General features: G+C 71.5%; 26 protein-coding genes and 1 pseudogene. 12 read left to right on the top strand and 15 right to left on the bottom strand.

The features are described 5' to 3' along the window. Positions 1-2,028 precede the first annotated feature (2,028 nt). Positions 2,029-2,448: a MerR family transcriptional regulator gene (locus tag ACH4XV_RS06390; RefSeq protein ID WP_395787176.1), complete on the bottom strand. Its 420-nt coding sequence runs from the start codon at positions 2,446-2,448 to the stop codon at positions 2,029-2,031. Positions 2,449-2,506: 58 nt separating this feature from the next. Between ACH4XV_RS06390 and ACH4XV_RS06385 the strand changes: the two genes are divergently transcribed. Further along, on the top strand, positions 2,507-3,478 hold the full coding sequence (locus ACH4XV_RS06385) for an SDR family NAD(P)-dependent oxidoreductase (protein ID WP_395787175.1): 972 nt from the start codon (positions 2,507-2,509) through the stop codon (positions 3,476-3,478). A 135-nt stretch (positions 3,479-3,613) separates the two neighbouring features. Here the strand turns inward: ACH4XV_RS06385 and ACH4XV_RS06380 are convergent. After that, positions 3,614-4,111 (bottom strand): annotated as a pseudogene (locus tag ACH4XV_RS06380) (transposase); the annotation flags it as partial. A 113-nt stretch (positions 4,112-4,224) separates the two neighbouring features. Next, positions 4,225-5,076, bottom strand: a complete 852-nt coding sequence (locus ACH4XV_RS06375) for a helix-turn-helix transcriptional regulator (protein ID WP_395787173.1) — start codon at positions 5,074-5,076, stop codon at positions 4,225-4,227. Between the two features lie 127 nt (positions 5,077-5,203). On the opposite strand from ACH4XV_RS06375, the gene ACH4XV_RS06370 reads away from it, so the two are divergent. Further along, entirely contained in the window at positions 5,204-6,268 is a 1,065-nt protein-coding gene (locus tag ACH4XV_RS06370; protein WP_395787172.1) for an aldo/keto reductase, read from the top strand. Between the two features lie 77 nt (positions 6,269-6,345). Here ACH4XV_RS06370 and ACH4XV_RS06365 read toward each other — a convergent pair whose 3' ends face one another. Further along, complete coding sequence (locus tag ACH4XV_RS06365; RefSeq protein ID WP_395787170.1) at positions 6,346-6,795, bottom strand: ATP-binding protein; 450 nt, start codon at positions 6,793-6,795, stop codon at positions 6,346-6,348. A gap of 215 nt (positions 6,796-7,010) precedes the next feature. On the opposite strand from ACH4XV_RS06365, the gene ACH4XV_RS06360 reads away from it, so the two are divergent. The 3 genes from ACH4XV_RS06360 to erm all read left to right on the top strand — a co-directional run bounded on the left by ACH4XV_RS06360 (position 7,011) and on the right by erm (position 9,108). Continuing rightward, the gene (locus tag ACH4XV_RS06360) at positions 7,011-7,847 is read left to right on the top strand and encodes a helix-turn-helix domain-containing protein (RefSeq protein WP_395787169.1); all 837 of its coding nucleotides are present in this window, start codon (positions 7,011-7,013) and stop codon (positions 7,845-7,847) included. After that, positions 7,844-8,044, top strand: a complete 201-nt coding sequence (locus tag ACH4XV_RS06355) for a DUF397 domain-containing protein (protein ID WP_395787168.1) — start codon at positions 7,844-7,846, stop codon at positions 8,042-8,044. The genes ACH4XV_RS06360 and ACH4XV_RS06355 overlap by 4 nt, the downstream gene beginning before the upstream one ends. A gap of 227 nt (positions 8,045-8,271) precedes the next feature. Next, entirely contained in the window at positions 8,272-9,108 is an 837-nt protein-coding gene (gene erm / locus ACH4XV_RS06350) for a 23S ribosomal RNA methyltransferase Erm (protein WP_395787166.1), read from the top strand. 19 nt (positions 9,109-9,127) lie between these two features. Here the strand turns inward: erm and ACH4XV_RS06345 are convergent, their stop codons facing one another. Both ACH4XV_RS06345 and ACH4XV_RS06340 read right to left on the bottom strand, forming a co-directional pair. Continuing rightward, positions 9,128-9,958 carry a MerR family transcriptional regulator gene (locus ACH4XV_RS06345; protein ID WP_395787165.1) on the bottom strand — a complete coding sequence of 277 codons (831 nt, stop codon included), beginning with the start codon at positions 9,956-9,958 and terminating at the stop codon, positions 9,128-9,130. Positions 9,959-10,017: 59 nt separating this feature from the next. After that, positions 10,018-10,623: a winged helix-turn-helix transcriptional regulator gene (locus ACH4XV_RS06340; protein WP_395787163.1), complete on the bottom strand. Its 606-nt coding sequence runs from the start codon at positions 10,621-10,623 to the stop codon at positions 10,018-10,020. Between the two features lie 92 nt (positions 10,624-10,715). Here ACH4XV_RS06340 and ACH4XV_RS06335 point away from each other — a divergent pair, with 92 nt between their 5' ends. Together ACH4XV_RS06335 and ACH4XV_RS06330 are read left to right on the top strand one after the other, a co-directional pair. Beyond that, complete coding sequence (locus ACH4XV_RS06335; RefSeq protein ID WP_395787162.1) at positions 10,716-11,870, top strand: acetyl-CoA C-acetyltransferase; 1,155 nt, start codon at positions 10,716-10,718, stop codon at positions 11,868-11,870. A gap of 144 nt (positions 11,871-12,014) precedes the next feature. Beyond that, positions 12,015-12,722 carry an SDR family oxidoreductase gene (locus ACH4XV_RS06330; protein ID WP_395787160.1) on the top strand — a complete coding sequence of 236 codons (708 nt, stop codon included), beginning with the start codon at positions 12,015-12,017 and terminating at the stop codon, positions 12,720-12,722. A 43-nt stretch (positions 12,723-12,765) separates the two neighbouring features. Here the strand turns inward: ACH4XV_RS06330 and ACH4XV_RS06325 are convergent, their stop codons facing one another. The 3 genes from ACH4XV_RS06325 to ACH4XV_RS06315 form a co-directional block, all read right to left on the bottom strand. Continuing rightward, positions 12,766-14,997 (bottom strand): BTAD domain-containing putative transcriptional regulator, encoded by a 2,232-nt coding sequence (locus ACH4XV_RS06325; RefSeq protein WP_395787158.1) that lies wholly within the window; start codon positions 14,995-14,997, stop codon positions 12,766-12,768. 248 nt (positions 14,998-15,245) lie between these two features. Further along, on the bottom strand, positions 15,246-16,637 hold the full coding sequence (locus ACH4XV_RS06320; RefSeq protein WP_395787156.1) for an HAAS signaling domain-containing protein: 1,392 nt from the start codon (positions 16,635-16,637) through the stop codon (positions 15,246-15,248). Further along, positions 16,634-16,957: a PadR family transcriptional regulator gene (locus ACH4XV_RS06315; protein WP_078975830.1), complete on the bottom strand. Its 324-nt coding sequence runs from the start codon at positions 16,955-16,957 to the stop codon at positions 16,634-16,636. The genes ACH4XV_RS06320 and ACH4XV_RS06315 overlap by 4 nt, the downstream gene beginning before the upstream one ends. A gap of 150 nt (positions 16,958-17,107) precedes the next feature. On the opposite strand from ACH4XV_RS06315, the gene ACH4XV_RS06310 reads away from it, so the two are divergent. Beyond that, positions 17,108-17,632, top strand: a complete 525-nt coding sequence (locus ACH4XV_RS06310; RefSeq protein ID WP_395787154.1) for a SigE family RNA polymerase sigma factor — start codon at positions 17,108-17,110, stop codon at positions 17,630-17,632. Continuing rightward, a complete protein-coding gene (locus ACH4XV_RS06305; protein WP_395787152.1) occupies positions 17,629-18,801 on the top strand; it encodes a hypothetical protein in 1,173 nt (390 codons plus the stop codon). The genes ACH4XV_RS06310 and ACH4XV_RS06305 overlap by 4 nt, the downstream gene beginning before the upstream one ends. 65 nt (positions 18,802-18,866) lie before the next feature. Here the strand turns inward: ACH4XV_RS06305 and add are convergent, their stop codons facing one another. After that, positions 18,867-19,880: an adenosine deaminase gene (gene add / locus ACH4XV_RS06300; RefSeq protein WP_395787150.1), complete on the bottom strand. Its 1,014-nt coding sequence runs from the start codon at positions 19,878-19,880 to the stop codon at positions 18,867-18,869. 186 nt (positions 19,881-20,066) lie between these two features. Here add and ACH4XV_RS06295 point away from each other — a divergent pair, with 186 nt between their 5' ends. Further along, positions 20,067-20,438 (top strand): hypothetical protein, encoded by a 372-nt coding sequence (locus ACH4XV_RS06295; RefSeq protein WP_395787149.1) that lies wholly within the window; start codon positions 20,067-20,069, stop codon positions 20,436-20,438. Between the two features lie 209 nt (positions 20,439-20,647). On the opposite strand, the gene ACH4XV_RS06290 is transcribed toward ACH4XV_RS06295, so the two are convergent. Both ACH4XV_RS06290 and ACH4XV_RS06285 read right to left on the bottom strand, forming a co-directional pair. Further along, positions 20,648-20,932, bottom strand: coding sequence for a hypothetical protein (locus tag ACH4XV_RS06290; protein WP_395787147.1), 285 nt, complete (start codon positions 20,930-20,932; stop codon positions 20,648-20,650). Between the two features lie 159 nt (positions 20,933-21,091). After that, entirely contained in the window at positions 21,092-21,505 is a 414-nt protein-coding gene (locus ACH4XV_RS06285; protein ID WP_395787145.1) for a hypothetical protein, read from the bottom strand. A gap of 130 nt (positions 21,506-21,635) precedes the next feature. On the opposite strand from ACH4XV_RS06285, the gene ACH4XV_RS06280 reads away from it, so the two are divergent. Next, positions 21,636-22,469, top strand: coding sequence for a helix-turn-helix domain-containing protein (locus ACH4XV_RS06280; RefSeq protein WP_395787143.1), 834 nt, complete (start codon positions 21,636-21,638; stop codon positions 22,467-22,469). Beyond that, positions 22,466-22,660 carry a DUF397 domain-containing protein gene (locus ACH4XV_RS06275; RefSeq protein WP_395787141.1) on the top strand — a complete coding sequence of 65 codons (195 nt, stop codon included), beginning with the start codon at positions 22,466-22,468 and terminating at the stop codon, positions 22,658-22,660. Before ACH4XV_RS06280 ends, ACH4XV_RS06275 begins: the two co-directional genes overlap by 4 nt. A 52-nt stretch (positions 22,661-22,712) precedes the next feature. Here the strand turns inward: ACH4XV_RS06275 and ACH4XV_RS06270 are convergent, their stop codons facing one another. The 3 genes from ACH4XV_RS06270 to ACH4XV_RS06260 all read right to left on the bottom strand — a co-directional run bounded on the left by ACH4XV_RS06270 (position 22,713) and on the right by ACH4XV_RS06260 (position 26,520). Continuing rightward, a complete protein-coding gene (locus ACH4XV_RS06270; RefSeq protein ID WP_380014205.1) occupies positions 22,713-24,023 on the bottom strand; it encodes a geranylgeranyl reductase family protein in 1,311 nt (436 codons plus the stop codon). 95 nt (positions 24,024-24,118) lie between these two features. Continuing rightward, positions 24,119-24,820 (bottom strand): demethylmenaquinone methyltransferase, encoded by a 702-nt coding sequence (locus ACH4XV_RS06265; protein WP_395787139.1) that lies wholly within the window; start codon positions 24,818-24,820, stop codon positions 24,119-24,121. Positions 24,821-25,275: 455 nt separating this feature from the next. Then, entirely contained in the window at positions 25,276-26,520 is a 1,245-nt protein-coding gene (locus ACH4XV_RS06260; RefSeq protein ID WP_395787137.1) for an amidohydrolase family protein, read from the bottom strand. Between the last annotated feature and the right edge of the window lie 19 nt (positions 26,521-26,539).

Below are 26,539 nucleotides of genomic sequence, written 5' to 3'. Positions count from 1 at the left end.
CGGGGCTCCGAGACTCGAAGCTCCCAGCGAGGCGAGGGTGCTGCTCGGCGGAAAACCGGCCGGCAGCGGGGAGCGGGAGAGCGCTCGGGTCGAGTCCGCCGGGGGCCTTCCCGAGTGCGTCGCGCGTCTTCGGCGAGAGTCGCGCTTGTGGTTGCCGGCCGCCTGGTCCGGGGCCGGTCAGAGTCGCCAGGTTGGCCGCCGCCGGCGTGCGGGGCTCCGACACCCGAAGCCCCCGACGAGACGGCCGCTTTACTCGGCGAAAACCGGCCGGCAGCGGGGAGCGGGAGGGCGGTCGGGTCGAGTCTGCCGAGGAGCCTTCCCGAATGGGCCGCGCGTTTTCGGCGAGGGTCGCGCTGGTGGTTGCGGAGGGCCGGTCCGGGGTCGGTCAGAGTCGCCGGGTCGGCCGCCGCCAGCGTGCGGGGCTCGAAAACTCTAGGTTCCCGACGAGGCGAGCGTGTTGGTCGGCGAAAACCGGCCGGCAGCGGCGCAGCGGCAGGGTGGTCGGGTCGGGTTCTCCGGGGAGCCTTTCCGGGTGGGTCGGGTCGGGTTCTCCGGGGCCCTCAGGGCGGGTCGCAGGCGTTTGGAGAGGAGCTGGGATTCGGAACCGGATCGCGGTGCGTGCTTCTGGGCTTCGAGCTTCGGTGACCTGCGATTTTGCGGGGCTAGGAGGCACACTCGGACGTCGAGTGCCGGTTTCGTGCCTTGCGACACCCTCAACGCCGGCGTGGAGACCAAAACTGCGCAGTGGAAGCCGACGTCGCGTGCTGCGACCTCACAGAGGCCGCCGAGAAGACCGAAAGTGCCCAGCAGAGGCCAAAACCGGATCCCGAGGCGCCCGAAACAGCTCCCATCAGCACTGACCTGCGGTTTTCCCTCACGCAAAGGCTGCGGCACCCCACGGGATCCGGTTTCGTGAATCCAACACCACCCACACACGCCCACCACACACCGAAATCACTCGACCCACCCGGAAAGGCTCCCCGGAGAACCCGACCCGACCACCCTGCCGCTCCGCCGCTGCCGGCCGGTTGTCGCCGAGCAACACGCTCGCCTCGTCGGGAACCCCGACTCTCGAAGCCCCGCACGCCGGCGGCGGCCGACCCGGCGACTCTGACCGGCCCCGAACCGGCCCTCCGCAGCCACAAGCGCGACGCCCGCCGGAAACACCCGACCCACACGGGAAGGCCCCCGGCGGACCCGACCCGAGCCCCACCCACTCCCCGCTGCCGGACGGTTTCCGCCAAGCAAAGCGCCTGTCTCGTCAGAGACCTCGGGGCTCGGAGCCCCGCACGCTGGCGGCGGCCGACCCGGCGACTCTGACCGACCCCGGACCGGCCCTCCGCAACCACCAGCGCGACCCTCGCCGAAAACGCGCGGCCCATTCGGGAAGGCTCCTCGGCAGACTCGACCCGACCGCCCTCCCGCTCCCCGCTGCCGGCCGGTTTTCGCCGAGTAAAGCGGCCGTCTCGTCGGGGGCTTCGGGTGTCGGAGCCCCGCACGCCGGCGGCGGCCAACCTGGCGACTCTGACCGGCCCCGGACCAGGCGGCCGGCAACCACAAGCGCGACTCTCGCCGAAGACGCGCGACGCACTCGGGAAGGCCCCTGGCAAGTCGACTCGACCCGACCGCCCCGGCTCCGCCGCTGATCTTCCCCGGTGGCGTGCCAACTGCCCTATCGGCTATCGAAGATGGGGCAGGCACATCGGCCAGGTGTGGCGTGCCGCCTATGGGCGCTGCGGCCGAAACCGGGCCGAGCGGGCCGAGCCGAACGGACCCCGGCCGAGTTAGAGGCGCGGGGGCGCAACCCAACGCAGCCCAGCCCGGCCGGCCCAACGCGGCCTCAGGCAGCCCGAGGCGGCCGTCGCCGCCCGCGCCCATCGCCATGGTGAAACGCCCGGCCTCCGACGACCCCAGCCCCGGCCTCACCCCCACCCCCACCCCCGGCTCGGAACCGGTCGGCCGCCCCGTTCGCCCGCCACCGCTACCGCCCCTGCCACACCGCACCCGACCCAGCCATCAACCCCGCCCTCAGGTCCTCGGGTCCCAAAGCCCGCCCGCTTCGCCCCTCGCCAAATGGTCGGCGTAGATGTCGACCTTCCAGGTGATCACGGAGCGGCATTCCTCCAGCGCGCGGATCTGGGCGTCCACGCGCCGGCGGTGGGTGTCGAGCAGGTGTAGGCGTTCCGCCTCGTTGCCCGGGCCCTGGCGGACCAGTTCGGCGAAGCGTTCGAGTTCGGCCAGTGGCATGCCGGATTCGCGGAGCTTGACGCAGATCAGGAGCCAGTCGACGTCGAACGAGGTGTAGCGCCGCCTGCCACCCGGCGTGCGCAGGACCGGGCCGACCAGCAGGCCCTCGCGCTCGTAGAAGCGCAGGGCGTGCACGCTCAGGCCGGTGCGTTCGGCCACCTCGCCGATGCCAAACGACTGCGTGGTGGGCTCGGTGGTCATGCCGTCGCTCGCTCTCGGACTTGATCTAGACCTCACTCTAGATCGTAGCGTCGGCGACATGACGATCACCGCTCAGCAACCCCTCGGCTCACCCTTCTCCGCCGCCACCCACGCCTCGGACATCGTGGCCGACCTCGACCTGTCCGGCATGACCGCCGTGGTGACCGGGGGCTACTCCGGCCTCGGCCTGGAGACCGCCCGGACGCTGGCGGCGGCGCGGGCCAGGGTCATCGTTCCGGCCCGTCGTCCCGATGTGGCCCGGGCCGCGCTTCAGCGGGTACCGGGCTGCGAGGTCGTCGCCATGGACCTGACCGACCTGGACAGCGTGCGGTCCGCCGCCGCGTGGATCGGCGAATCCGTCGACCGGCTCGACCTGCTGATGGCCACCGCCGGGGTCATGGCCATCCCGGAACGACGCGTCGGGCCCGGCTGGGAAGGCCAGTTCGCGGCCAACCACCTCGGGCACTTCGCCCTCGCGTGCGAGCTGTATCCCCTCCTGGTCGCCGCCGACGGCGCTCGTGTCGTCGTCAACAGTTCCGCCGGACACGCCCTGACCGGCATCCGCCGACACGACCCGCACTTCCGCACCGGCTACGACAAGTGGTTGGCCTACGGTCAGTCCAAGACCGCCAACGCGCTGTTCGCCGTGCACCTCGACGCGCTCGGACGCGACGACGGCGTCCGAGCGTTCGCGCTGCATCCGGGCAAGATCATCACCGGTCTGCAACGCGAGATGGCGTTGCAGGAGCAGATCGACCGCGGCTGGGTGGACGAGCACGGCAACGTGATCGGGGCGGACTTCAAGACCGCGTCCCAGGGCGCCGCCACCGGAGTGTGGGCCGCGACATCCGCGCTGCTCGACGGACGGGGCGGGCTCTACCTCGAAGACTGCGACGTCGCCCGCGTCTCCGCTCCCGACGAGCCGATGGACGACGGCGGCGTGCGCGCGTATGCCATCGACCCCGACGAGGCCGCGCGCCTCTGGGACCTCTCCATCGCCGCGACCGGCGCCCCGCCCATCACCCGATGACGTCGCCCGCGCCGCCTGCGAGCGCGCTCCGCCCCGGATGGCGGGGGCTTCGCTCACCGGCGGCGTCCGGGGCCCAGCGGGCGATCGGGGTGTCGACCAGGTCGGTCCACCACAGGGCCCGGCCCCAGTCGACGACGGAGAGCCCGCCGGCAGGTGGGCCACGCGCGGGGCGTCGTAGCCGGCGTCGAAGACGATCAGGATGTTCGGATCGCCCTCTCGCGCCACCGCCGCCGGGGACCAGGCCCTCGACCACTCGGCGGACCTGGACAACGGTGACCTCGGCAACGTCGTCCTCGGGACCGAGCCGGACGGCGTCCAGCAGTTGGCACCACGAGGTGGGGCCCGATTCGAAGGCTGCGACGAACCAGTACGGCCGGCCCGGGATCATCAGGTGTTGATTCCGACCCCAGCCGTAGGTGTGGCAGAACAGCCTGTCCGCGCTGGTGGGTGCGTCCGGCCGCAGCCGGTTGCTCGCGTCCACGGCCAGGACGAGCCGGTCGTCGGCGGCTTTTGGGCCGGCGCAGCGCGGCGAGCGTCCGCCGTGATCGCCCGACGTCGAGGCGGCCACGGTTGAGAGCGTCGTAGAGCGCGGCGGTGCTCGGCCAACAGGCTCGGGTCCACCGGCACCGTCACCCCGCGAGCCTGTCTTCCCGCTACCGGTGGCCCGTCGGGCTCCTCGGCGGCGCGGTCGTGCTCCAGGCCGTCGCGCTCGCCTCCTGACGACAGCGCCGGACGCCGCCCGAGGCTCACGCGCACAGCCGGGCCAGGGCCGTCCTGCTCTCGTCGTCCGCGGCTCGGAAGATGAGCAGGCGCTGGTTCGGGTCCTGAAGCGGCGCCAGTACCTCGAAGTGCATGGTGAGCGTGCCGGCCTCCGGGTGGCGCAGCACTTTGTGCCCGCGGCCGTTGATCCCGATGTCCCGTTCGGCCCACAAGCGCGCGAACTCCGCTTCCCCCGCGTGCAATTCCGCGATGAGGGCGGTCAACGCGCGATCCTCCGGATGTGCGGCCCACGCCGCGCGCAGGTGGGCGACCCCCTCGCGCACCACGCGGTCCCGATCGACGTACAACTCCCGTACCACCGGATGCATCAGGCACAACCACATCGCGTTGCGCCGCGCCGGCGGGAGGGCGGCGAAATCGATCAGCAGCCTGGTCGCCTCCCGATTCCAGGCCAGCACGTCGTAGCGGTGGTTCATCAGCATGGCCGGCAACGGCGACAGATCGGCCACCAACCCGGCCAACAACGGCGCGGCGCCCGTCGCCGGCTCGTCGGCCGTGTCGGGGCGTCGGCGGGCCAGGTCGAAGAGGTAGGCCCGCTCCACCGGGGCCAGCCGCAGTGCCCTGGCCAGTGCCTCCACCACGTCGGCCGAGGGCCGCATCCCGCGACCCTGTTCCAGCCGTACGACGTAGTCCACGCTGACCCCGGCCAGCTCGGCGACCTCCTCGCGACGCAGCCCGGGGGTCCGTCGGGGCTGCCGACGCGCCGGCAGGCCGAGGTCGTGCGGGTCCAGCCGCTCCCGCCTGGCGCGCAGGAACGCGGCCAACTCCTGTGCCGTGTCCACGATGCGGGTGGACGTCATGTCCGTGCCAGTCGTCATGTCCGGGCCAACAACCAGCGTGGGATCGGCGTTCCCAGGATGCCCTCTCCCTTACCCCCTGTGCGCGGCGGTCACAGGCTGATCCCCGGCAACGAATCACGCCGGATCACGCTCACAGGAGGACACGATGACAAGCACACTCACCCTCGACACCTACCGGCTGATGGGCCGCTCCGGGCTGCGGGTCTCACCCCTGGCGCTGGGCGCGGCGACCTTCGGTACCGATTGGGGCTGGGGATCCGAGCGGGACGAGGCGCGCCGGCTGTTCGACACCTACGTCGAGCGCGGCGGCAACTTCATCGACACCGCCGACACCTACACCGACGGCAGTTCCCACCGCCTGCTGGGCGAATTCATCCGCGACAGGCGCGAGAGCCTGGTTCTGGCGACGAAGTACTCGACGCTGCGCAGCCCCGGCGACCCGAACGCCAACGGCGCACACCGGAAGAACCTGTTCGCGTCCGTGGAAACGAGCCTGCGGCAGCTGAACACCGACTACATCGATCTGCTCTACCTGCACGTGTGGGATTTCCGTACGCCGGTCGACGAGATCCTGCGCGGCCTGGACGATCTGGTCCGCCAGGGCAAGGTCCTCTACGTCGGCATCTCCAACGCCCCGGCCTGGCAGGTCTCGCGCATGCAGGCGATCGCCGACCTGCGCGGCTGGTCGCCGCTGGTCGCGCTACAGATCGAGTTCAACCTGATCGAGCGCACGGGGGAACGTGACCTGCTCCCCATGGCACGCGAGATGGGGCTGGGGGTGGTCCCGTATTCGCCGCTGGCCGGCGGAGTGCTCACCGGCAAGTACGGCCGCGACGACCTGACCGCGACGCCGGCCGCCGTCGGCGACGGCACCCGCCGGAACCTCGCCCTGGGCACGCTCACCGAACGCCACCTCGCCATCGCCGACGTCGTGAAGGAGATCGCCACCGAGCTGGACCGCGCACCCGCCCAAATCGCCCTGGCCTGGACCCTGCGCCACCCGCACGTGACCGCACCGATCATCGGCGCCCGCACGGCGGCCCAACTGGCGGACAACCTGGGCGCTCTGGAGGTCGACTTCACCGCCGCCCACCTGGCCCGCCTCGACGAGGTGAGCACGATCGCGCTCGGCTTCCCGCACGACCTACTCGCCGGCGACCACATCCGCACCGTGACCACCGGCGACCTGAGGATCGAAACCCGCCGCTGACACCCGGCGGGCCCTTCGGGCGGGGGTGTCCCAGGCCGCTCCCCGAAACGAGGCACTCGCCCGACGCCCACCCTTTGTCAACTCATCGCCAACGCGAACCACACCCGCTTGCCGTCGGGAAGCGGCGTCACGCCGCATTCGTTGGCCAGGCTCGTCATCAGCGGGATGCCCCGCCCCGACTCCGCGTCCCAGGACGGGCGGCGTCGGCGCGGGGCCGCCGGGATGGCCGCCCCGCCGTCCTCGACGCCGACCACCAACTGCCCGCAGGGCACGTCGTGCAGCAGTTCGACCCGGACCACGGTGCCATCCGGCGTGTGCCGGACCGCGTTGGACACCAGTTCGCTCGCCAGCAGCTTCGTGGTCTGCGCCGTGTCGGCCGAGGCGCCCGCCCCGATCGCGCACTCGTGTACGAAGTTGCGCACGTGTCGTACCACTTCGGCCGTACCGACACAGCGGAGTTCGGCGACGGAGGCCAACATGTGATGGCCGGCCCGATCGGCCGGCGCGTGAATCCGGGTGGCAGGCATGTCTTCTCCCCAATCCGATGTTGGCCGCCGCTGGGACACCCGTACTCACCGGGAAGAAAGAAGAAGGCGGCCCACACCGAGCATCGCCGCGCCGCATAAATGCAACCAAGTACTTCGACATAAATAACTCTTTCGGGTGACGCCGACCAATACCGGTCGCGTTCCATTCAGACCCGGAGCACAATCCCGGACGAAGCCACTCCTGGAGGACCCAGATGCGCAGCCACGCAAGACGCCGATTGGGTATGGAACTTCGGCTGCTCCGCACGGCGTCGGGTCTGTCCGGCGAGGAGGTGGCCGATTCCTGTGGCTGGGATCAATCCAAGATCAGCCGCATCGAGACCGCGAAGGTCGCGGTGTCCCGACACGATCTGCATCGCCTCTGCGGCATATACGGGGTGTGCGCGACCGATGTCGAACGCCTCGAAGCGCTCCTGATCGAGACGCGCGGGCCGCGCTGGTGGGTCGCCTACTCGGACGTACTCGACGCCGCCTACGAGGAACTGATCGCGCTGGAGTCGCAGGCCACGGAGATCCGGGCCGCCAACGCCGGGATGATCCTCGGCCTGCTCCAGACCCGCGACTACGCGGCGGCGGTGATCGGCTCCGGGCCGATGATCCCCGACCCCGAACGCGCCGACGCGCTCGTGGAGATCCGGATGCGACGCCAGCGGGTGCTCACCGGGCAGAATCCGGCCAGGTTCCGCTCCGTGCTCGCCGACGGCGCCCTGCAATGCGAGATCGGCGGTCGTGGCGTACTCACCCGCCAACTCGCCCATCTCCTCGAACTCGGTGAATTGCCCAACATCGACATCCACGTGATACCGACGAGTTCCACCGCGAACGCCTACAACGGCGGCCTGACCATGTTCGATTTCTCCGGCCCGCACGCGCCCAGCGTGCTGTTCGTCGAATACCACGGCGGCATGCTGGTCAAGGAGGAGGATCGCGACCTGCGCCGCTATCGCCGCCACCTCGACTACCTGTTCGCCAACGCCCTCTCCACCGACGAGTCCAGAACGCTCATCTCGGCAAGGATGCGATCCCTGTGAACGACACCCCCGAAGCCCCCGTCGCCCCCGACGCATGGCGCAAGTCCACCCACTCGGGACACCAGGGCGACTGCGTGGAAGTGGCCCCGCGCGCCGCCCACCTCACGATCCGCGACAGCAAGCGCCCTACGCAGGCCCACCTGCGCCTGCCCCACCACGCCTGGCCCGAATTCCTGGCCGCGCTGCGACTCGACTGACCCGGCTCGCCGCCGCCACCGGCGATCGGCCGCGCCGAAAACCGGGATGAGCCGGCCGACCGACCCCGGCTAGGGTGGTAGGCATGTTCGCCGCCGCATTCACGAGGACTCGCCGCCACTAGCGGCGGGCCGAGGCTTTCTCTCTTCCGGTTCCGCCGCACTTCGGGTCCCTGCCGGTGCGGCCGTTTCGGGCTGCCCGGCTCCGAACTGCCTTGCGGAGCCTTCTCGTGCCCTACCCCACTCATGGCGGACGCCATGAGCTCGGTCAGAACTTCCTCGTCGATCCCGCGGTGATCGACCTCTTCACGGACCTGGTCGGGCGTACGTCCGGGCCGGTCGTGGAGATCGGGCCCGGTGACGGTGCCCTCACCCTCCCGCTGAGCCGCACCGGTCGGCCGCTCACCGCGGTCGAGCTCGATCCGCGGCGCGCTCGGCGGCTGGCCCGTCGTGTGCCCGGGCACGTCCGGATCGTGGCGGGCGACGTGTTGCGGTACCGGTTTCCCGATCGGCCCTTCACCGTGGCGGGCAACCTGCCCTTCCACTTGACGACTTCGGTGTTGCGGCGGCTGCTCGACACCGGGCACTGGCAATCCGCGGTGTTGCTGGTGCAGTGGGAGGTGGCCCGGCGCCGGGCGGGTGTGGGCGGGGCCTCGATGCTCACGGCGGCGTGGTGGCCGTGGTTCGACTTCGAGGTGCACGCGCGTGTCCCGGCTCGGGCGTTTCGGCCGATGCCGTCGGTGGACGGCGGGCTGTTGTCGATGTCGCGCCGGAGTAGGCCGCTGGTCGTCGGGGCGCGGGAGCCGTACCAGGAGTTCGTCCGCCACGTGTTCACCGGCCCGGGGCGCGGGCTGCGCGAAATCCTGGATCGCACGGGCCGGTTGTCCGGTGCCGCGGTGCGTGACTGGCTCGTCGGGGCCCGGATCTCCCCCCTCGCGCTGCCCAAGGATGTGACGGCGGGTCAGTGGGCCTCGCTGTGGCGGGCGGTCGAGCGGGGAGGACACGCGAACGACGGCGGTGTCCGCGCCGGCCGACCGGGGTCCGGGCGGTATCGGTCCCGGCGGTGACGTGAGCGGCTGCCCGCGCTCAGGCCCGCGCGACCGGTTCCTGGAGTTCGGTCACCCACTGGCTCGGGTCCGGTGGGCACTCCAGGTTGACCTCGCGCGGGTAGCCGAGCGAGCGATGGCCGTTGGCGTCGATCCAGTGGGCCAGGGCCTGTACGCCGGTCATCACGTCGTCCATCGAGCCCCGATGCACGAAGGTGGCGGCCTGCTCAATCGGCGGCAGGTCCACGATCGCGAAGTCGTGTTCGGGGCGCGGGTCGGCCGCGACCGTGATTCCGGCGTTGATGACGATCGTGTCGTCCCGGTCGGGCGAGACCTCGTAGTAGGCGATGCCCGGCCCGGTCGGCGCCACCCCGGCGGCGGCCATCCGGCGGCACAGTTCGTCGTACAGCGGACCGATGATCGGCCCGATGTCGCGCGGCCCGTCGGCATCGACCGGGGTGGTCGCGGTCAGTACGGCCACCCGGACCCCGGGGATGCGCTTGAGCACGATGTCGTCGTCGGCCATCCGGCCCTCCGCCTCGATGGTGCGGAGCCTCGCCTCGACCTGGGCCAACCGCCGGCCGTCCGCCGCCACCGCCGCGGCGAGCTCGGCCCGGCGCAGCCGCAACATGCCGCGCAGCTCACCGGCGCTCACCTGCTCGTCCAGGATGCTCCGGACCTGCTGGAGGGTGAAGCCGAGGTCCTTCAGCGCGATCACCCGGTTGAGCCGGGCGAGTTGCTCGGCGCGATAGAAGCGGTAGCCGCTGACCGGGTCGACCCGGTCGGGGCGCAGCAGGCCGATGGCGTCGTAGTGCCGCAACATGCGGACGGACACGTTGCCGTGCCGGGCGAAGTCTCCGATGGTGAACATGACGCCTCCCAGTGCACGGCCTCACACGGTGTCAGGGTCAAGCCACCGGAACCGCGTCCTCACTCCACCGGCCCCGCAACGTCCCATCCCGGCGCCCGCACGTGGATGTGCAGGCTGCCCGGCGCCACCTCCTCGCCGCACCCGCGACACATCAGCGCGAGGTCGAGCGCGTGGTCCCCGTGCCGGAAGTCCACCGGCGGCTCGTCGGTCAGCCACCGGTCGCCCCACGCCGCGAGGGTCTGCAGCACCGGCGCGAGGTCGCGGCCCCGGGCGGTCAGGTGGTACTCGAAGCGCGGCGGCCGGTCCTGGTAGCGCCGCCGCTCCAGGACCCCGGCCGCCTCGAGGGCGCGCAGCCGGGTGGTCAGGATGTCCCTGGGTGCCCCCGTGTTGCGCGCGATCGCGTCGAAGCGGTGGTTGCCGAAGCCCATTTCGCGGATGGCCGGCAGCGCCCACTTCTCGCCGACCACGCCGAGCGTCGAAGCGACCGAGCAGGGCCGGCCGACCGGCGCCCGGGCGGCGCGGGAGGGCGCGGGAGCACCCGCCACCGCCCCCTCGCGCACCCGACCGGAGTCGGCGGAGTCGGTGGAGGAGGCGTTCGAGGCATTCGAGGCATTCGAGGCGTTCAAAGAATCGGAGGAGCCGGAGGAATCGGCGTTGACGACCACGCCCCCAAGGTTGCCATCCCCAACTCACGGACGCTACGTTGACCAAGAAGCGAGTTGGATTTTCCAACCCACACGGTCGAAAGGCGACTGCCATGAGTAACGAGGCGTACCTCGTCGACGCCATCCGAACTCCCGTGGGCAAGCGCGGCGGGGGCCTGGCCAAGGCGCATCCCGCCGACCTGGGTGCGCACATCCTGCGCAGCCTCGTCGACGGCACCGGCATCGACCCGGCCGCCGTCGACGACGTGATCTTCGGCTGTCTCGACGTGATCGGCCCGCAGGCCGGCAACATCGCCCGCACCTCGTGGCTCTCCGCGGGCCTGCCGACGAGCGTCCCGGGCACCACCATCGACCGCCAGTGCGGCTCCTCGCAGCAGGCGGTGCACTTCGCCGCCCAGGCCGTGCTCAGCGGCACCGCCGACGTGGTGATCGCCGGCGGCGTGCAGAACATGAGCGCCGTACCGCTGTCCGCCTCGCTGCGGGCCGGCCGCGAGTACGGCTTCGCGACCCCGTACGAGGGCGCGCGGGGCTGGCACGAGCGCTACGGCGACCAGGAGATCAGCCAGTTCCGCGCGGCCGAACTGATCGCCGAGCGCTGGGGCCTGACCCGCGAGGACATGGAGGCGTTCGCCGTCACCTCGCACGAACGCGCGCTGCGGGCCCAGCGCGAGGGCCGCTTCACCAACGAGATCGTTCCCTACGGCGAGGTCACCCGCGACGAGGGCCCGCGCGAGCCGGACCCGGCCAAGATCCGCTCACTGCCGACGCTGCGCCCCGGCGGCCGGATCACCGCCGCGCTGGCCAGTCAGGTCTCCGACGGCGCCTCGGCCGCCCTGGTGGTCTCCGAACGTGCCCTGCGGGTACACGGGTTGCGCCCCCGGGCCCGGATCCACCACCTCACCGTGCTCGGCGACGACCCGGTGCTGATGCTCACCGGCCCGATCCCGGCCACCGCCCGCGCCCTGGAGCGCACCGGACTGACCCTGGAGGACATCGACCGGGTCGAGATCAACGAGGCGTTCGCATCGGTCGTACTGGCCTGGCAGCAGGCCACCGGCGCGGATCCGGAGCGGGTCAACGTCAACGGCGGCGCCATCGCGCTCGGCCACCCACTCGGCGCGAGCGGCACCAAGCTCTTGGCCACGCTGCTCAACGAGTTGGAGCGGATCGATGGCCGCTACGGCCTCCAGACCATGTGCGAGGGCGGCGGCATGGCCAACGTGACCATCATCGAGCGGCTGAGCTGAGCCACCGCCCGCCACGCGCCGGCCCGAGCCGGCCACCCCCGGTCCCGGGCCCGGGTCGGGCCGACCGCCGCCACCCGGCCGGCCCGACCGCCGCCCCCACCGGGCGCATCCCTCCCCCGAAGCTCCTCCCGAAAGCAGCCGTCCATGCAGATCCCCGGCTCCGTAGCCCTCGTCACCGGCGCCAACCGCGGCCTCGGCCGCGCCTTCACCCGCGCCCTGGTCGCCCGCGGCGCCCGCACCGTATACGCCGGCGCCCGCGACCCGAGCACCGTCACCGACCCCGGGGTCGTCCCCATCGAACTCGACATCACCGACCCCGAGCAGGTCGCCGCCGTCGCCCGCCGGCTCGACGACGTCACCCTGCTGGTCAACAACGCGGGCGTGTCCGGCTCCGCGTCGTTCCTGGGCGCCGGGACCTCGGACCCGGCCCGCGCCGAGATGGAGACCAACTACTTCGGCACGCTGTCCATGAGCCGGGCCTTCGCCCCCGTGTTGGCCCGCAACGGCGGCGGCGCGCTGGTGAACGTGCTCTCGGTGCTGTCCTTCATGACCCTGCCCCAGGTCGGCTCGTACAGCGCCTCCAAGGCCGCCGCCTGGTCGCTCACCAACGCGCTCCGCCTGGACCTCGCGGCGCAGGGCACCCTCGTGGTCGGAGTGCACGCGGGCTTCATCGACACCGACATGGCCGCCGCCGTCCCGCTGCCCAAGATCGCCCCGGAGGACGTCGCCGGGCAGACCCTGGACGCGGTCGAGGCCGGCACGTACGAGGTCCTGGTGGACCACTACAGCCGGGACGCCAAGGCCGCCCTGTCCGCAGACCCGGAAGTCCTGTACCCGGCCCTGCGCACCTGACCGAGGCCCTCCCGCGCCGGGGCCTCGGGCCCGCTCCCGGCGGTCAGTCGTGGCCGTGGTCGCCGGACTGGGCGAGGGAACGGGTCACGCCGGCCTCCAGTTCGCTGCGGGCCGCGTCGTCGGCGGCGCCGGAGCGGTCGAAGGCCGCCAGCGCGCCGCGCCACAACTCGGCGGCTTCCCGGTAGGCGAAGTGGATCTCCGCGTCCAGGGCGGCGAGGCGGGCGTAGTGGGCGGCCTTCGCCGCCGTCGCGCGCGAGGCCGAGGCCAGGTAGTGGTGCGCCAGCGCGGAGACGTCCCGGGGCCGTACCGCCTCGATCGCCTCGGCCGTGCGTGCGTGCATCCGGGCCCGGCGCAGCTGGGACAGGTCCTCGTACAGGGTGTCCCGTACCAGCGCGTGGGTGAACCGCAGTTGGCCCGCGTCGGGCTCCACGAGCAGTCCGGTCAGCAGCGCCGACTCGACCGCGTCGAGCACCGTGTCCTCGTCCGTGCCGCTCTGCGCGAGCAGGATGTCGACGTCGATGTCCCGGCCGAGCACACACGCCTGCTTGAGCACCTCCTGCGCGGCCTTGGGCAATCCGGCGACATGCCGGCGGATCACGTCCCGCACCCCGACCGGCACCTCGGACACCGCCGCGTGCGTGCCCTCCGCGGCCAGCACCCGGGCCGTCTCCAGGACGTAGAACGGGTTGCCCGCGGTGCGGTCCACGATGGCCCGTACGGTGTCCTCGTCGATCGCCGCCGAGACCGCGCCGCGGACCAGGTCGCCCACCGCCTCCGGGGCCAGGCCGGTGAGTTCGACACGTTCCGGACCGCAGCGCGCCAGCCGGGCCAGCGCGTCGGCGAGCAGGTCGCCCACCTCGTTGTGCCGATAGGTGACCACGAGCAGCACCCGACCGGTCGCGTCCCGGTCGGTGGCCAGGTGGCACAGCAGCGCCAGCGTCTCCTCGTCGGCGCGGTGCACGTCGTCCAGGACCAGCAGCCACGGCGTCTCCGCGGTGGCCCGGGCCAGATAGCGCACCACCGCGTGATGCAACATCAGCTTGGCCGCGGCCTGATCGCCCACCGGGCTGTACGAGTCGGCGAGCAGCGGCGCCAACACCCGCGCGGTGTCCTCGTCCGGCGGGCTCACCGCGGCCAGGGTGCGCAACATCTGGGTCCACGGCCATCCGGCGGGCGCGCCGCCCGATTCGGGGCAGCGTCCCCACGCCGCCCGCCATCCCTCGGCGGCCAGCAGCTCCCGGACATGCTCGGTCAACGCGGTCTTGCCCTCGCCCGGATCACCGCTGACCAGCGCCACCGCGAGCCGCCCGTCGGCGCGCTTCGCCGCGTTCAGCAGGTCGGCCGTCTCCTCGGCCCTACCGATCAGCGTGGTCGTGCGCGCCACGAACCCGTCCTCCCCCGACTCGTCGAAATCCCGTACCGGCTCCGCGACTTCCCGATATGCGGCGGGCGTCCCGGACACGGCGGGCGCCCCCGGCGCGGCGGCCGACGTCGGCACCGCCGCCGGCGCGTCCAACTCGGCGGAGTGGGCCAGGATGTCCGCCTCCAGGCGCTGCAACCGCGACCCGGGCTCGACTCCCAACTCCTCGCGCAGCGCCGCCCGTACCCGGCGCAACACCGCGAGCGCGTCGCCCTGACGGGCACACCGGTACAGCGCCAGCGCCAACAACCACCAACTCTGCTCCCGCAGCGGGTGCGCCGCCGCGTGCGCCTCCAGGCCGGGCACGATCCCGGACGCCTGTCCGATGGCGAGGCCGGCCTCGGCCCGACGCTCCACCGCGACCAGGCGCAACTCCTCCAGCCGGGCCGCCTCGGGCCGGGCCCACGGCTCGTCGGCGAACTGCGCGTACGCGGGCCCGCGCCACAGGTCGAGCGCCGCGGTCAACTCGCGTAGCGCGTCCTCTGCCGCCCCCGCCGCGAGCAGGCCGCCGGCCCGGTGCACCAGGGCCTCGAACCGCCACGCGTCGACCTCGTCCGTACCGACCCGGAACGCGTACCCCGGCGGCGCGGTGACCAGCACCGTCGACGGGGTGCGCGGCGCGCGGTCGGGTTCGAGCGCACGGCGCAGGTGCGACACGAAGGTCTGCACGGACCCGAGCGCGCGGTGCGGCGACTCACCGTGCCACAGGTCCTCGATCAGCCGGTCGACCGGTACGACGTGCCCGCGCGCCAGGACGAGCCGAGCGAGAACGGCCCGATGGCGAGGGCCGCGCAGGTCGGCCCGCCGGTCACCGTCCCACGCTTCGAGCGCTCCCAGAACACGAAACGTCAGCATGGATACGAGACCTTACTGATGCGTCACGAGCAGGCGTGCGGCGGCCGGGGCTGAAGTCATCCGGCTGTTTTCCCATGCCCGGATCAACACCGACTCGACGCCCGGTGAACACGCTTGTCGGGCTCATGCCGGCGGCATGCCGGGCGCATGTCGCCTCGTCGCCGACGCCCCGTCGCGCTCTCGCCGTTCGTCGGACACCGGGCGGTCCCGATCTCCGACGAACGGGCTTCGACCGACCACCCGGGCCGTCAACTCCCCGACGTTCCGGGCGGGTTGCCCGGCATCTGCGCCTCGCCCTCGGGGCGCGTCGAGGGTGCGCCCGGGGACGCGGCCGGGGGTTGCTGCTGCTGCGTAGCACCAGGATCCGCACCAGGATCCGCACCGGGAGCCGCACCCGGCGCGGTGCCCGGCGGCGTATTCGGCACCGTCGCGGGCGGGTTGCCCGGAACCCCCGCCGACGGCGGCGTACTCGCCGGCGGCACCTGCCCCGGCCGGACCGGGATCGCGATCGTGAACGGGGCCGTGCCCTCCACGATCCGGCACCCCGGCGCGCCCCGGTTCGGCTCGACCCGCGGTTGCGGGAAGGGCAGGCTCTCCCGGTTCGGCACCATCGGCCGGCCGTCGGGCGTGCATCCGTAGTTCGACAACCCGCTGTACAAACCGAGTTGCTTGCCGTTCTGATCGAACAGCAGGACGTCCTTGAGCGGCCGTCCCTGCGCGTCGAACGGGTAGATGTTCTGCAGCGGCCTACCGTCCAACGTGCCCATCAGCGTGCTGCTCTCCAGCGGGTGTCCGTCCGAACTGCTGTAGAACGTAGGGTAGTTCGACCCAGAGGGCTCGAACCGCACGGTCTCGCCCGGCTCGAACTGCCCCCCGCTCACCATCCCGATCCCGAGCCCGACCACCATCGCGTTGAGCGGCACCGCCAGCCAGACCAGTCGGCGGTCGTGTCCCGAGCGCGAGCCCAGCCACAACGACCCGGCCAGGGCCAGGATTCCGACCGCCACCGGCCACCACACCCCACCCGTGATCACCCAGGCGAGCAGGGACACGACCAGCGCCCGCAGCACCCACCAGGCGGACCGCAGACCGGTCAGGAACCGCGCCGGCTCGGCGAAGCGCCCGGTGCGCAAGGACTCCCCGAGGGCCCTCGCACGACGGGTGACCGACAGTGCGGCGACCTCCGGCAGGCCGCGCTCGCGCCCGCGCAGCCACAGCGCGTTCACCGCCTCCACAGCCAGTGCGAGCACGCACGGAAAGATCCACCAGCGCTCCTGCCCGTCCTGCTGCGAGCCCAGGGCGACGCCGGTCACGAACGCCGCGCCGAGCGCCACCAGCAGTCCCAGCATCAGGAGTTCGACCTTGCCGACGCCGCGCAGCCGACCACCCCCGCCGGGCGGCGTCAGCGGCGGATACCCGGCCGCCGCGCGCAGTTCGGCGGCGTACTCGTGCGGGGTGCCGAGCCGGGCGCGGAGCGCGTCGGAGGTCACCGCGCCGTCGAGTTCGGCGACCACCTCGCTCAGATTGACCTCGACGTCGTCCAGGATCTCCTCCGCCTCGACGGCGGGCAGATCGGCCAGAATGCGGGCCACCTCGACGCGGTAGTCAGCGGCGACGGGGTGCAGTGCGGTGTCCTTCATCGGGTCTCCCCCACCAGTTCCGACATCGTCCGGGCGAACGAGTTCCACGTGTCGGTGGACTCCCGGAACCGCTGCCGGCCGGGCTCGTTCAGGGCGTAGTACTTGCGGTTCGGGCCTTCGTCGCTCGCCACCACGTAGGACGTGAGAAGTCCGGCGTTGTACAGCCGCCGCAGCGTGCCGTAGACCGACGCGTCGCCGACGTCGTCGAGACCGGCCTTGCGCAGCCGGCGCAGCACGTCGTAGCCGTAGCCGTCCTCCTCTCGCAGCACGGCGAGCACCGCGAGGTCCAGCACTCCCTTGAGCAATTGACTCGGATCCATGACGCCTCCAGCTCTTATGCGTTGCACGGTACCACGCAATGCACAGTAGCTGCCGAGGCCGATCGCGCCCGCCGCACAACAGATCGGCTCGACTTCGCGTTTGTAGGGACAGAGGCTTCCGAGCGGGATCCGATCGAGGAGACGTGCACCATGCGGTTCGAGGACTTCGCGGCGGCGCGGCTGCCGGCCCTGCTGCGCTATGCCGCGTTGTTGTGCGGGGACCGGGAGTTGGCCCGGGACCTCGTGCAGGAGGCACTGATCAAGGCACTCGTGCGCTGGAAACGCATCGGCGCGCTCGATCGACCCGACGCCTACGTCCGCACCATCGTCACCAATGAGTTCCTGTCCTTCCGCCGCCGCAAGGCGATACGCATGGTGGCGCTGACCCATGACGCGCTGGACGGCCCGGCGGCGCCCAGCGTGCCGGACCCCGCCGCAGACGTCGGGTCGGGCGAGGAGTTGTGGCGCCGGCTGAGCGAACTGCCACGCCGACAACGGGCCGTGCTGGTCCTGCGCTACTACGAGGGGCTCACCGACGACGAGATCGCCGAGACCCTGCGCTGCCGACCCGGCACCGTCCGGGGCTACGCGTCCCGCGCCCTGGCGACGCTGCGTGTGGAGATGACCGTGACACCGACCCGAATCCCCCCGATCCCCCAGGGAGAACCGGCATGACCGACATCCGCGAACTGGAGGCGGCACTCGTCCGCCACGAGCACCTGGCACCCGACGGCGAGGGCCTGGTCGAAGCCGCGTACGCGGGGGCCCGACGTGTGCGCCGACGACGCCTCGCCGTCACCGGCCTCGGCGTCGCCACCGTGGTCGCGCTCGGCGCCATAACCCCCCAGGTCCTCGATCACCTCGGTGACGACGGGGTACGTCGGGCGGCGGGTCCCGCCGCGAGCAAGGCTCCCGGCGTCTCCGTGACCAGTCCCCCGGCCGTGGTCGTGGACGTCGACCGCACGGAAGGGTTCTTCCCCCTGGAGCAGGGCTTCTCGGGGACCACCTCGCTGGCGAGCGTGCGCTCGAACGACCAATCCAGGACCGGCTGGGGCGGCAACGTCGGCGTCTACGCGCCGGCCGACGTCGACATGACGGCGATCGAGGCCGGCGAGGCGATCACCGTGCAGGGGCACCCGGCCCGCTATGCCGAGAACTACCTGATCGATCCGGCCGCCTATCACGAGGGTCCGCAAAACTCCTGGGCTCCCAAACCGGTGCGCTTCGACGCCGACGGAAAGCCCGGCCGCGGCACGTGGCAGGACAGGCGGGCGCCGGTCGTCGCGTGGCGCGACTCGTCCGGGTCCTGGGTCGTGGTCTCCGGCACCGACCGGCGGACGGACCTGCTGCGATTGGCCGAGGCGGTCCGACTCCGGCCGACCGACGCCCGCACCCCCTACCGGCTCGGCTTCGTCCCCGACACGCTCCGGCTCGACTTCGGCGGCTCGAACACGCACATCCCGGCCCAGTCCAACTCCGTGCTGGTCTTCGGCGCCGCGGCCCATCCCGTGCTGAAGCGGAGCGAGCTGGGAGGCATGACGGAGTACGGCGCCCTGCGCATCCAGGTCTCGGCGTCGGACAGCGGGCGCACGGACATCGTCGCCCGAACCGGCCCGCCGACGGTGATCGCGGGACACGACACCTGGTACTTCACCTCCCCCGGCGGCGGCCTGCTGCCACCGCAGCAAGGCGCGATCCTGGTCACCAAGGTGAACGGCTGCGAAGTCCAGATCACGACCACCGACAACAACCTGGTGCCCAGGGACACCCTGCACCGCATCCTCGCGTCGGCGACCTTCGGCGACTGCGCGGCCCCGGAGACCTGGACCCCTCCGCTGTCCTGATCACCCGCACCTACCGGTAATCCGAACTCCCGTGACCATCACGGGAGTTCGGCCCTTTCCCCGACTCAGCCCGCCGCCACCCACGCGTCCAGCTCCGCGACGTACGCGTCCTTGACGTCCTCCGGCAGCCACGCGATGGCGAACGCGTTGTATTCGAACCGGGCCACCTCCGCCTCGGTCAGGCCGAGGTCCGCCTGGGTGCGCTCCAGGTTCTCCTGGACGTACGCGTCCATGTAGGCGGGGTCGTCGGAGTTGATCGTGACCAGGATGCCCTCGTCCAGCATCCGCCGGATCTCCGCGCCCTTGATCCCGTCGACCACGAAGGAGTTCGACACCGGACACACCGTCAGTCCGAGGCCGCGCTCCTTGATCGCGGCGACCAGCTTCGGGTCCTCCAGCGCGTTCGACCCGTGGTCGATGCGGTCCACGCCGATGTCCTCGATGGCCTGCCGGATGTGCTCGACGCTGTTCTCCTGGTCGACGTCGCAGTGCATCGTCAACCGGTAGCCCTCGGCCCGTGCGCGCGCGTAGACGGCGGCGAACTTGGCCGGCGGGTTGCCGCGCTCGTCCGAGTCCAGCCCGATCCCCACGATCCACTCGCGGTACGCAAGCGACTGCACGAGCGTGGCCATCGCGTACTCGGCCTGGAAGTCGCGCAGGAAGCACATGATCAGCTGGGCCCGAATGCCCAGTTCGCGCCGCGCGTCCCCGATCGCCCGGGTGAGCCCGCGCACCACCACGTCGAACGGCACACCCCGGCCGGTGTGCGCCTGGGGGTCGAAGAACATCTCCACGTAACGCACGTTCTGCGAGGCGGCCTTGCGCAGGTAGGCCATCGCCAGGTCGTAGAAGTCCGGCTCGTGCAGCAGGACCCGCATGCCGTCGTAGTAGACGGTCAGGAAGGAGGCGAGGCTGTCGAACCGGTATGTCGCCCGCATCTCCTCGACCGAGGCGTAGGGCAATTCGATCCCGTTGCGCTCGGCGAGCGCGAACTTCAACTCGGGCTCCAACGTCCCCTCGATGTGCAGGTGCAACTCGCACTTCGGCAGCCCACCGATGAAGTCCCGCATGTCACGCATGAACCGACCCTCCGACTCGAACACCCACTCACCCGACGAACGCCAACCGTATGCCCCGGTGCGGCCCGGGCCCCGCACCCGGCCCACCGCGTCGCCGCAACCCGACCGCCGCTCTCTCGCATGGCCGATTTCACCTGCCCCTTCACAGAACGGCGCGACCGGACGCACACTGTAAGTAGTCACGTCATGACACACCGACGGAAGTCCATGGACGAGCAACCCGAAGACGGGCCGGAGCCCGACGGACGGACCTTTTGGACCGTGGTCGACGGCGAACGGATCGAGACACCGGCCACGATCGCGAGCATCCGCGAAGCCCTTCCGGCCGATCGGCGCGACGAGTTCACCAGGGTGATCGAGGACACGCCCGCGCGGGACATGCTCCTGATCATGAACCGCTGGTCGCGCCGAACGCGACCGGAAATCGACGAGGCCACCGAGCGCGAGCACGACCGCGTGGAGGCGATCACCAGGGAGGCGGGCGACCGCGTCATCATGGGGGAGGATCCGAGTGTCGTACAGGCTGAGGTACTCGCACGACTGCGAGACGGTACGTAGCCAACTCACGACGTCGCAGCGCGGCGACCTGGACAGGGGCATGGCCCGCGTATGTCTGGACCCGTACGGGTGCGGCTCGTCGCAGACCTGGCACAAGGACCGGCGAGACGTGACGTGCGGATCGGTGTGAGCCCCGATTCCCTCGTGTGTCGCGAGTACAGGGCCGCCTCGCGCGTGCTCAGGTTCCGTAGATGCGGACCACGGTGGGGTCAGCGGCGGTAGCAGCCGTAGACGCGTGGGGCCCGGGCGCCGGGAGGGATCGGGAACGGGGCGGTCTTGGCGGGTGGTGCTCCGTCGGTCGGGAACCAGACGGCGTCGTCCGGCTCCACGGCGGTGATGTCGGCGGTCCACGCGGGGCGGGCCGGGTCGAAGGGCTGGACGCGCACCCGGGCGGTGGCCGCGTCGATGTGCTCGATCACGCCGGGAGGGTGGGTCGGTCGCAGACGGGCGTCCCGGTGCTTGACCTTTTGGCTGATCTCGGCGGCTTCGGGCATGGCGGGGTGTCCCTTTCCTGGGTGGGGTGGATGGTTGTCGCTTCGTGGCCGACCGGCACGGGGAGTGGTCCGTGCCGGTCGGCTTCGCCCGGCCGCCTCGGGAGGCGTCGGGTGGCGGGGCCGCACCGCCGGCCAGGCCAGTGGGGGCGGTGCGGCCGATCAGGGGGTGGGCGGTCGGCTGGGGGTGGGCGGTCGGCTGGGGGCCATGTCGTCGGGCGGCATGCGCCACGTGATCGACCCGTCGCGGAACAGGTGCTGCGCCCGGGTTCGACGCGGCTCGTCCACGAGAGGTTGGGCCGCCACGATCCGGCCGGGCCGGGCCGCCTCCGGCTTCGCCGGTTCGGGCGCGGTGGGCATGAGCGAGCCGGCCTCGTCGTCCACCACTTCGAGGTGCGCGAGCGGGATGGTGTAGGTCGCCTGGGAGTTGGCGGTGAGCGCCACGACGTAGCTGCCGGCCACACGGTAGAGCGTCCCCACATACCGACTCCGGGCATCCCGCACCCGCACTTCACCGCCGGCCATGCGGAGCCGCAAGTCGGCTTCGGTGGGTGGTTGTTGTCTTGCCACGGTCATGGGCACGCCTCTTGCCTTTCGTTGCCGTCAGTCGTTTTTCGGCCACTCCCTGACAGCATCGGCCGGCGTCCCTAACCTTTGGAGTGACCTCCCGTTGCGAGTTCAATTGGGACAAATCAGGGGAACATACGTGCGATTCCAGGAGCATCCGAGCAATCCGACCGAGGGATCGCCACGGCAGCGCATGGCGGCGCAAATCAGGGAGCACCGCTCACGCGCCGGGCTGTCCGTAACCGAACTGGCCGACATCGTGGGCTACAGCAAGTCGTCGATGTCGCGGTTCGAGACGGGCGACAGCCGAGTGCCTGAAGAGTTGTGCCCCAAGCTCGACGCGGCGTTCGGCACGAATGGCCTGTTCACTGCGCTGTTCGAGATGTTGCGCAATGTGCGGTTCCCTGATCAGTTCTTGGACTACATGAATCTGGAGCGCAAGGCCGAAGCGTTGCGCGAATGGGCAGGTTTCCGGATTCCCGGGCTCCTGCAAACCCCGGCCTACGCGCGAACAGTCTTCCGTGAGGCCGACCGAGGGGCGACGGAGGACGAAATCGAGGATCGAGTGGATGCTCGGATCGGCAGACGCACAATCTTCGACCAATCCCCGAACCCCCACTTCGCAGCGATCCTGGACGAATCGGTTCTACGACGATGGGTCGGCGGACCGGCGGTCATGGTGGCGCAACTCGCCGCGCTCTTGCCGATGATGGACCACGAACACGGCACCCTGCAGGTATTGCCCTTCAACCGTGGCGAACAGAGCCTGAGCGAGGCGACGCAGATCGTCATCGAGCTTCAAGACAGTACGTCGCTCGTCTACGTGGAAGGCAGTGCCAGCGGTCAAATCCTTGAGGATCCGGACGTCGTACTTGCGCGACGCCGGGCCTACGATCGGGTGAGCGCCTACGCCCTGTCCCCCAGGGAGTCGGCCATTCTGATTCGCGCGGTGATCAAGGAGTACGAGGAATGACGACCCCCGACCTGGACACCTTTGCCTGGCGTAAGTCGAGCTACACCAATGATGCTCAAGGTGCCTGTGTCGAGGTGGTCGATGATTTCCCGGGAATCGTTCCCGTCCGCGACTCCAAGAACCCAAGTGCCGGTCACCTGATAATCGGCGCGGCCTCGTGGGCGGCGCTCACCGCCTCGTTGCGCGGCTGAGTGCAACGGTGGCCCCGCCCGCCCGAGGTCGGGCCGGCGGGGCCTCGCGCGGCTACGCGGCCGGGGCGATGCGGGCCATGCCGTTGATGATGCGGTCCATCGCGTCGCCGCCCCTGGGGTCGGTCAGGTTGGCCAGCATCTTCAGGACGAACTTCATCAGCATCGGGTGCGGCAAACCGTGCTTGGTGGCGAAGTTCATCACCCTCGGGTCGCCGATCAGCTTCACGAAGACCCGGCCGAGCGTGTAGTAGCCGCCGTAGGTCTGCTTGAGGATGCGCGGGTAGTCGTGCAGCGCCCGCTCGCGGCCCTCGGGGGTGAGCCGGGCCACCGCCTGGGTGATCACCTGGGCCGCGATCTCGCCGGACTCCATCGCGTACGCGATGCCCTCGCCGTTGAACGGGTTGACCATCCCGCCCGCGTCGCCGACCAGCAACAGGCCCTTGGTGTAGTGCGGTTGGCGGTTGAAGCCCATCGGCAGCGCCGCGCCGCGGATCGGACCCTGCTGGTTCTCGTCGGTGTAGCCCCAGTCCTCGGGCATGCCCGAGACCCAGCCCTTGAGCAGGTCGCGGTAGTCGATGTCCTTGAACGCCGCCGAGGTGTTGAGCAGGCCCAGGCCCACGTTCGAGGTGCCGTCGCCCATGCCGAACACCCAGCCGTAGCCGGGCAGCAGCTTCTCCTGGCCGTCGCGGCGGTCCCACAGCTCCAGCCACGACTCCAGGTAGTCGTCGTCGCTGCGCGGGGAGGTGAAGTAGGTGCGGACCGCGACGCCCATCGGGCGGTCCTCGCGCCGGTGCAGGCCCATCGCGAGGGAGAGCCGGGTCGAGTTGCCGTCGGCGGCGACCACGATCGGCGCGCGGAAGACGGTCTCCTCCTTCGAGCCGTTCATCCGCGCGTTGACGCCGACGATGCGGCCGGTGCGCTCGTCCAGGATCGGGCCGGTGACGTTGGCGCGCTCGTACAGCTTCGCGCCCGCCGCCGCCGCCTGGCGGGCCAGGATCTCGTCGAAGTCGGCCCGCTTGCGGACCAGTCCGTGCGCCGGGAAGCTGGCCAGGTCCGGCCAGTCCAGTTCGAGCCGCATGCCGCCGCCGAGGATGCGCAGCCCCTTGTTGGGCAGCCACCCGGCCTCGACCGAGGTGTCCACGCCCATCGCGATCAACTGCTTGACCGCGCGCGGGGTGAGCCCGTCGCCGCAGACCTTCTCCCGGGGGAACGCGGTCTTCTCCAGCAGGATCACGCTCACGCCGGACTTGGCCAGGTGATACGCCGTGGTCGATCCGGCCGGACCGGCCCCGACCACGATGACGTCGGCCTCATGCGTCGAGTCGGCGCGCTTGGTGGTTGTGACGGGCGCTGCGTCGGTCACGGACGACTCCCCTGGAAGTCTCTGCGGCAGTGCCGAAACCGGGACGGTTCCGGCCGGACAAGTCTATGAGCAGCGGGCCGGGGACCGGCCCGCGGTCATCCGGTGGCGGGTCGAAAGCCCCGGTGCAGCGCGACCACGCCGCCGGTGAGGTTGCGCCACGCCGCCCGCTCCCAGCCGGCCCGGCGCACGATCGCGGCCAGTCCGGCCTGGTCGGGCCAGGCGCGGATGGATTCGGCCAGATAGACGTACGCGTCCGGGTTGCTGCTCACGGCGGTGGCCACCGACGGCAGCGCGCGCATCAGGTATTCCACGTAGACCGTCTCGAACGGCGGCCACGTGGGTCGGCTGAACTCGCAGACCACCAGGCGCCCGCCCGGCCGGGTCACCCGCAACATCTCGCGCAGCGCGCCCTCGGTGTCGTTGACGTTGCGCAGCCCGAAGGAGATGGTCACCGCGTCGAACGTGGCGTCCCGGAACGGCAGCCGGGTCGCGTCACCCGCGGTGAACGGCAGTTCGGGGTGCCGGCGCTTGCCCTCGCGCAGCATGCCCACCGAGAAGTCGCACGGGACCACCTCCGCGCCCGCGTCCCGGAAGGGCAGCGAGGAGGTGCCGGTGCCGGCCGCCAGGTCGAGGACGCGCTCACCCGGGCGCGCGTCCACGGCCCGCGCGACGGCTTTGCGCCAGGACCGGTCCTGGCCCATCGACAGCACGGTGTTGGTCAGGTCGTAGCGCGCCGCGACCGCGTCGAACATCGACGCGACTTCACGCGGTTGTTTGTCCAGGGAGGCTCGGGTCACCCGGCCATCATCTCGCGGCCGGGGCCGAGCCCGGGTCAGGGGGCGGGCAACGCACCGGGCGGGTCGCGTGGAGCGTGCGACCCGCCCGGTGGCCTTGTACCCGCTGCCCGGCGCTCAGCGACGCCCGGCACGGGAGCCGGCTCGGCGCCGGCCGACCTTGACCCCGCCGCCGAGCCGGCCGATGCGCACGCCGACACCGACGCCGCCGCCGCGACCACGACCGGTGCGGCGGCGCCTGCGGTGCGGGGCCACGGCATGGACGAGGGACCGGATTCGAGTACCAACGGACATGGTGTGCCTCCTCGTTCCGCACGGGCGGCGCCCGTGTCGGAAGTGGTCGGGAAACCCTGTCTTGTCGACCGGGCGCCTGCCCCCGGTTCGGCCGGCCATGCCTGATCGCACCCCGAACGATCCCGCGTCGCCGCCTCTCGGGCCCGCGCCTCTCGGGCCGCCCGTCAGCGGCGGTGCACGAGTCGGCCACCGAGCACGGTGGCCACGCACGAGCCGGTGCCGTGGGCGAGCAGGGCCGCGTACGGGTCGCCCTCGGTCGGCACGTCGAACACCGCGAGGTCGGCGAGGCCGCCCGGGCGCAGCGTGCCCGCCCCGTCCAGGCCGCCCATCGCCGCCGCGCCGCCGACCGTGACCGCCTCGACCATGCGCCGGTCCAGGTCGTCCGCGCGGTATCCCTGCCGCACCGCGACCTCGCGGGCCGCCGCCGCCTCCTCCCACATGTCCAGGGACGGCGATGAGGCCAGCGAATCGGTGCCCAGGGCCAGCGGCGAGCCCTCGCTCAGGTAGTCCGCCACCGGCGCCTCGCCCGCCGCCAGGATCGCGTTGGAGCGCACGCACAGGGCGACGGCCGTACCGTGCCCGCGCAGCAGCGCCCGGTCCTGCGCCCCCAAGTGCACGCCGTGCGCGACGTGCACGTCCGGCCCCAGCCCGGCGAAGCCGTCCAGGTAGGTCGCGGGGCTGCCACCGCTGCCGCCGTCGAGCAGTTCCAGGGCCAGCCCCATCGCGCGGTTCGCCTCGGCGAACCGGCCGGTGCCGTGCCGGACGAACTCCACCTCGTGCGAGGTCTCCGCCAGGTGCGGGTGCAGCCGCAGTCCGCGCTCGCGGGCGATCTTCACGCACTCCGCGAATACGGCCGTCCCGACCGTGAAGGGGGTGTGCGGCGACACGCCCAACGCGCGCCCGCCGCTCGCCCCGCGCAGCGTGTCGAGGAACGCCTCGCGGCGCCCGCCCTCCCACATCGCGTCGTCCGCGATCACCTCGACATAGCTGATCCCGCGCAGGCCGGACCGGCCCACCGGCACCAGCACGCACGGGTCGGTGACCACATCCGCCGCCGCCGTGGTCCCCGAGCGCAACATGTGGTGCACCCCTCGGCGGGCACTCTCCTGCCACATCACCTCGGAGAAGTCGCCCCGCCGCTCGGTCAGCAGCCTGATCCACTCCGGGAACGCCAGCCCGGACAGCGCGAGATCACCGAAGTCGGTGTACTGGAGGTGCGCGTGCGCGTTCACCAGACCCGGCGTGAGCACACCGCGCCAGACCCGCTCCCGCGCCCCCTCCGCGACCAACTCGGCCCGCGGCCCCACCGCGACGATGCGCTCGTCCTCCACGAGCACGGCACCGTCGCGAATGGGCTCCGCGTCGACCATCGACAGGACAACGGGCGCAACATGCAACGTCAACGACATGCGCCCATCCTGCCAAGCC

The organism is Embleya sp. NPDC020630, assembly GCF_044334985.1.
GTDB lineage: Bacteria > Actinomycetota > Actinomycetes > Streptomycetales > Streptomycetaceae > Embleya.
The sequence above is the reverse complement of the archived record's forward strand: the minus strand, read 5'-3'. Positions and strand labels throughout refer to the sequence as shown.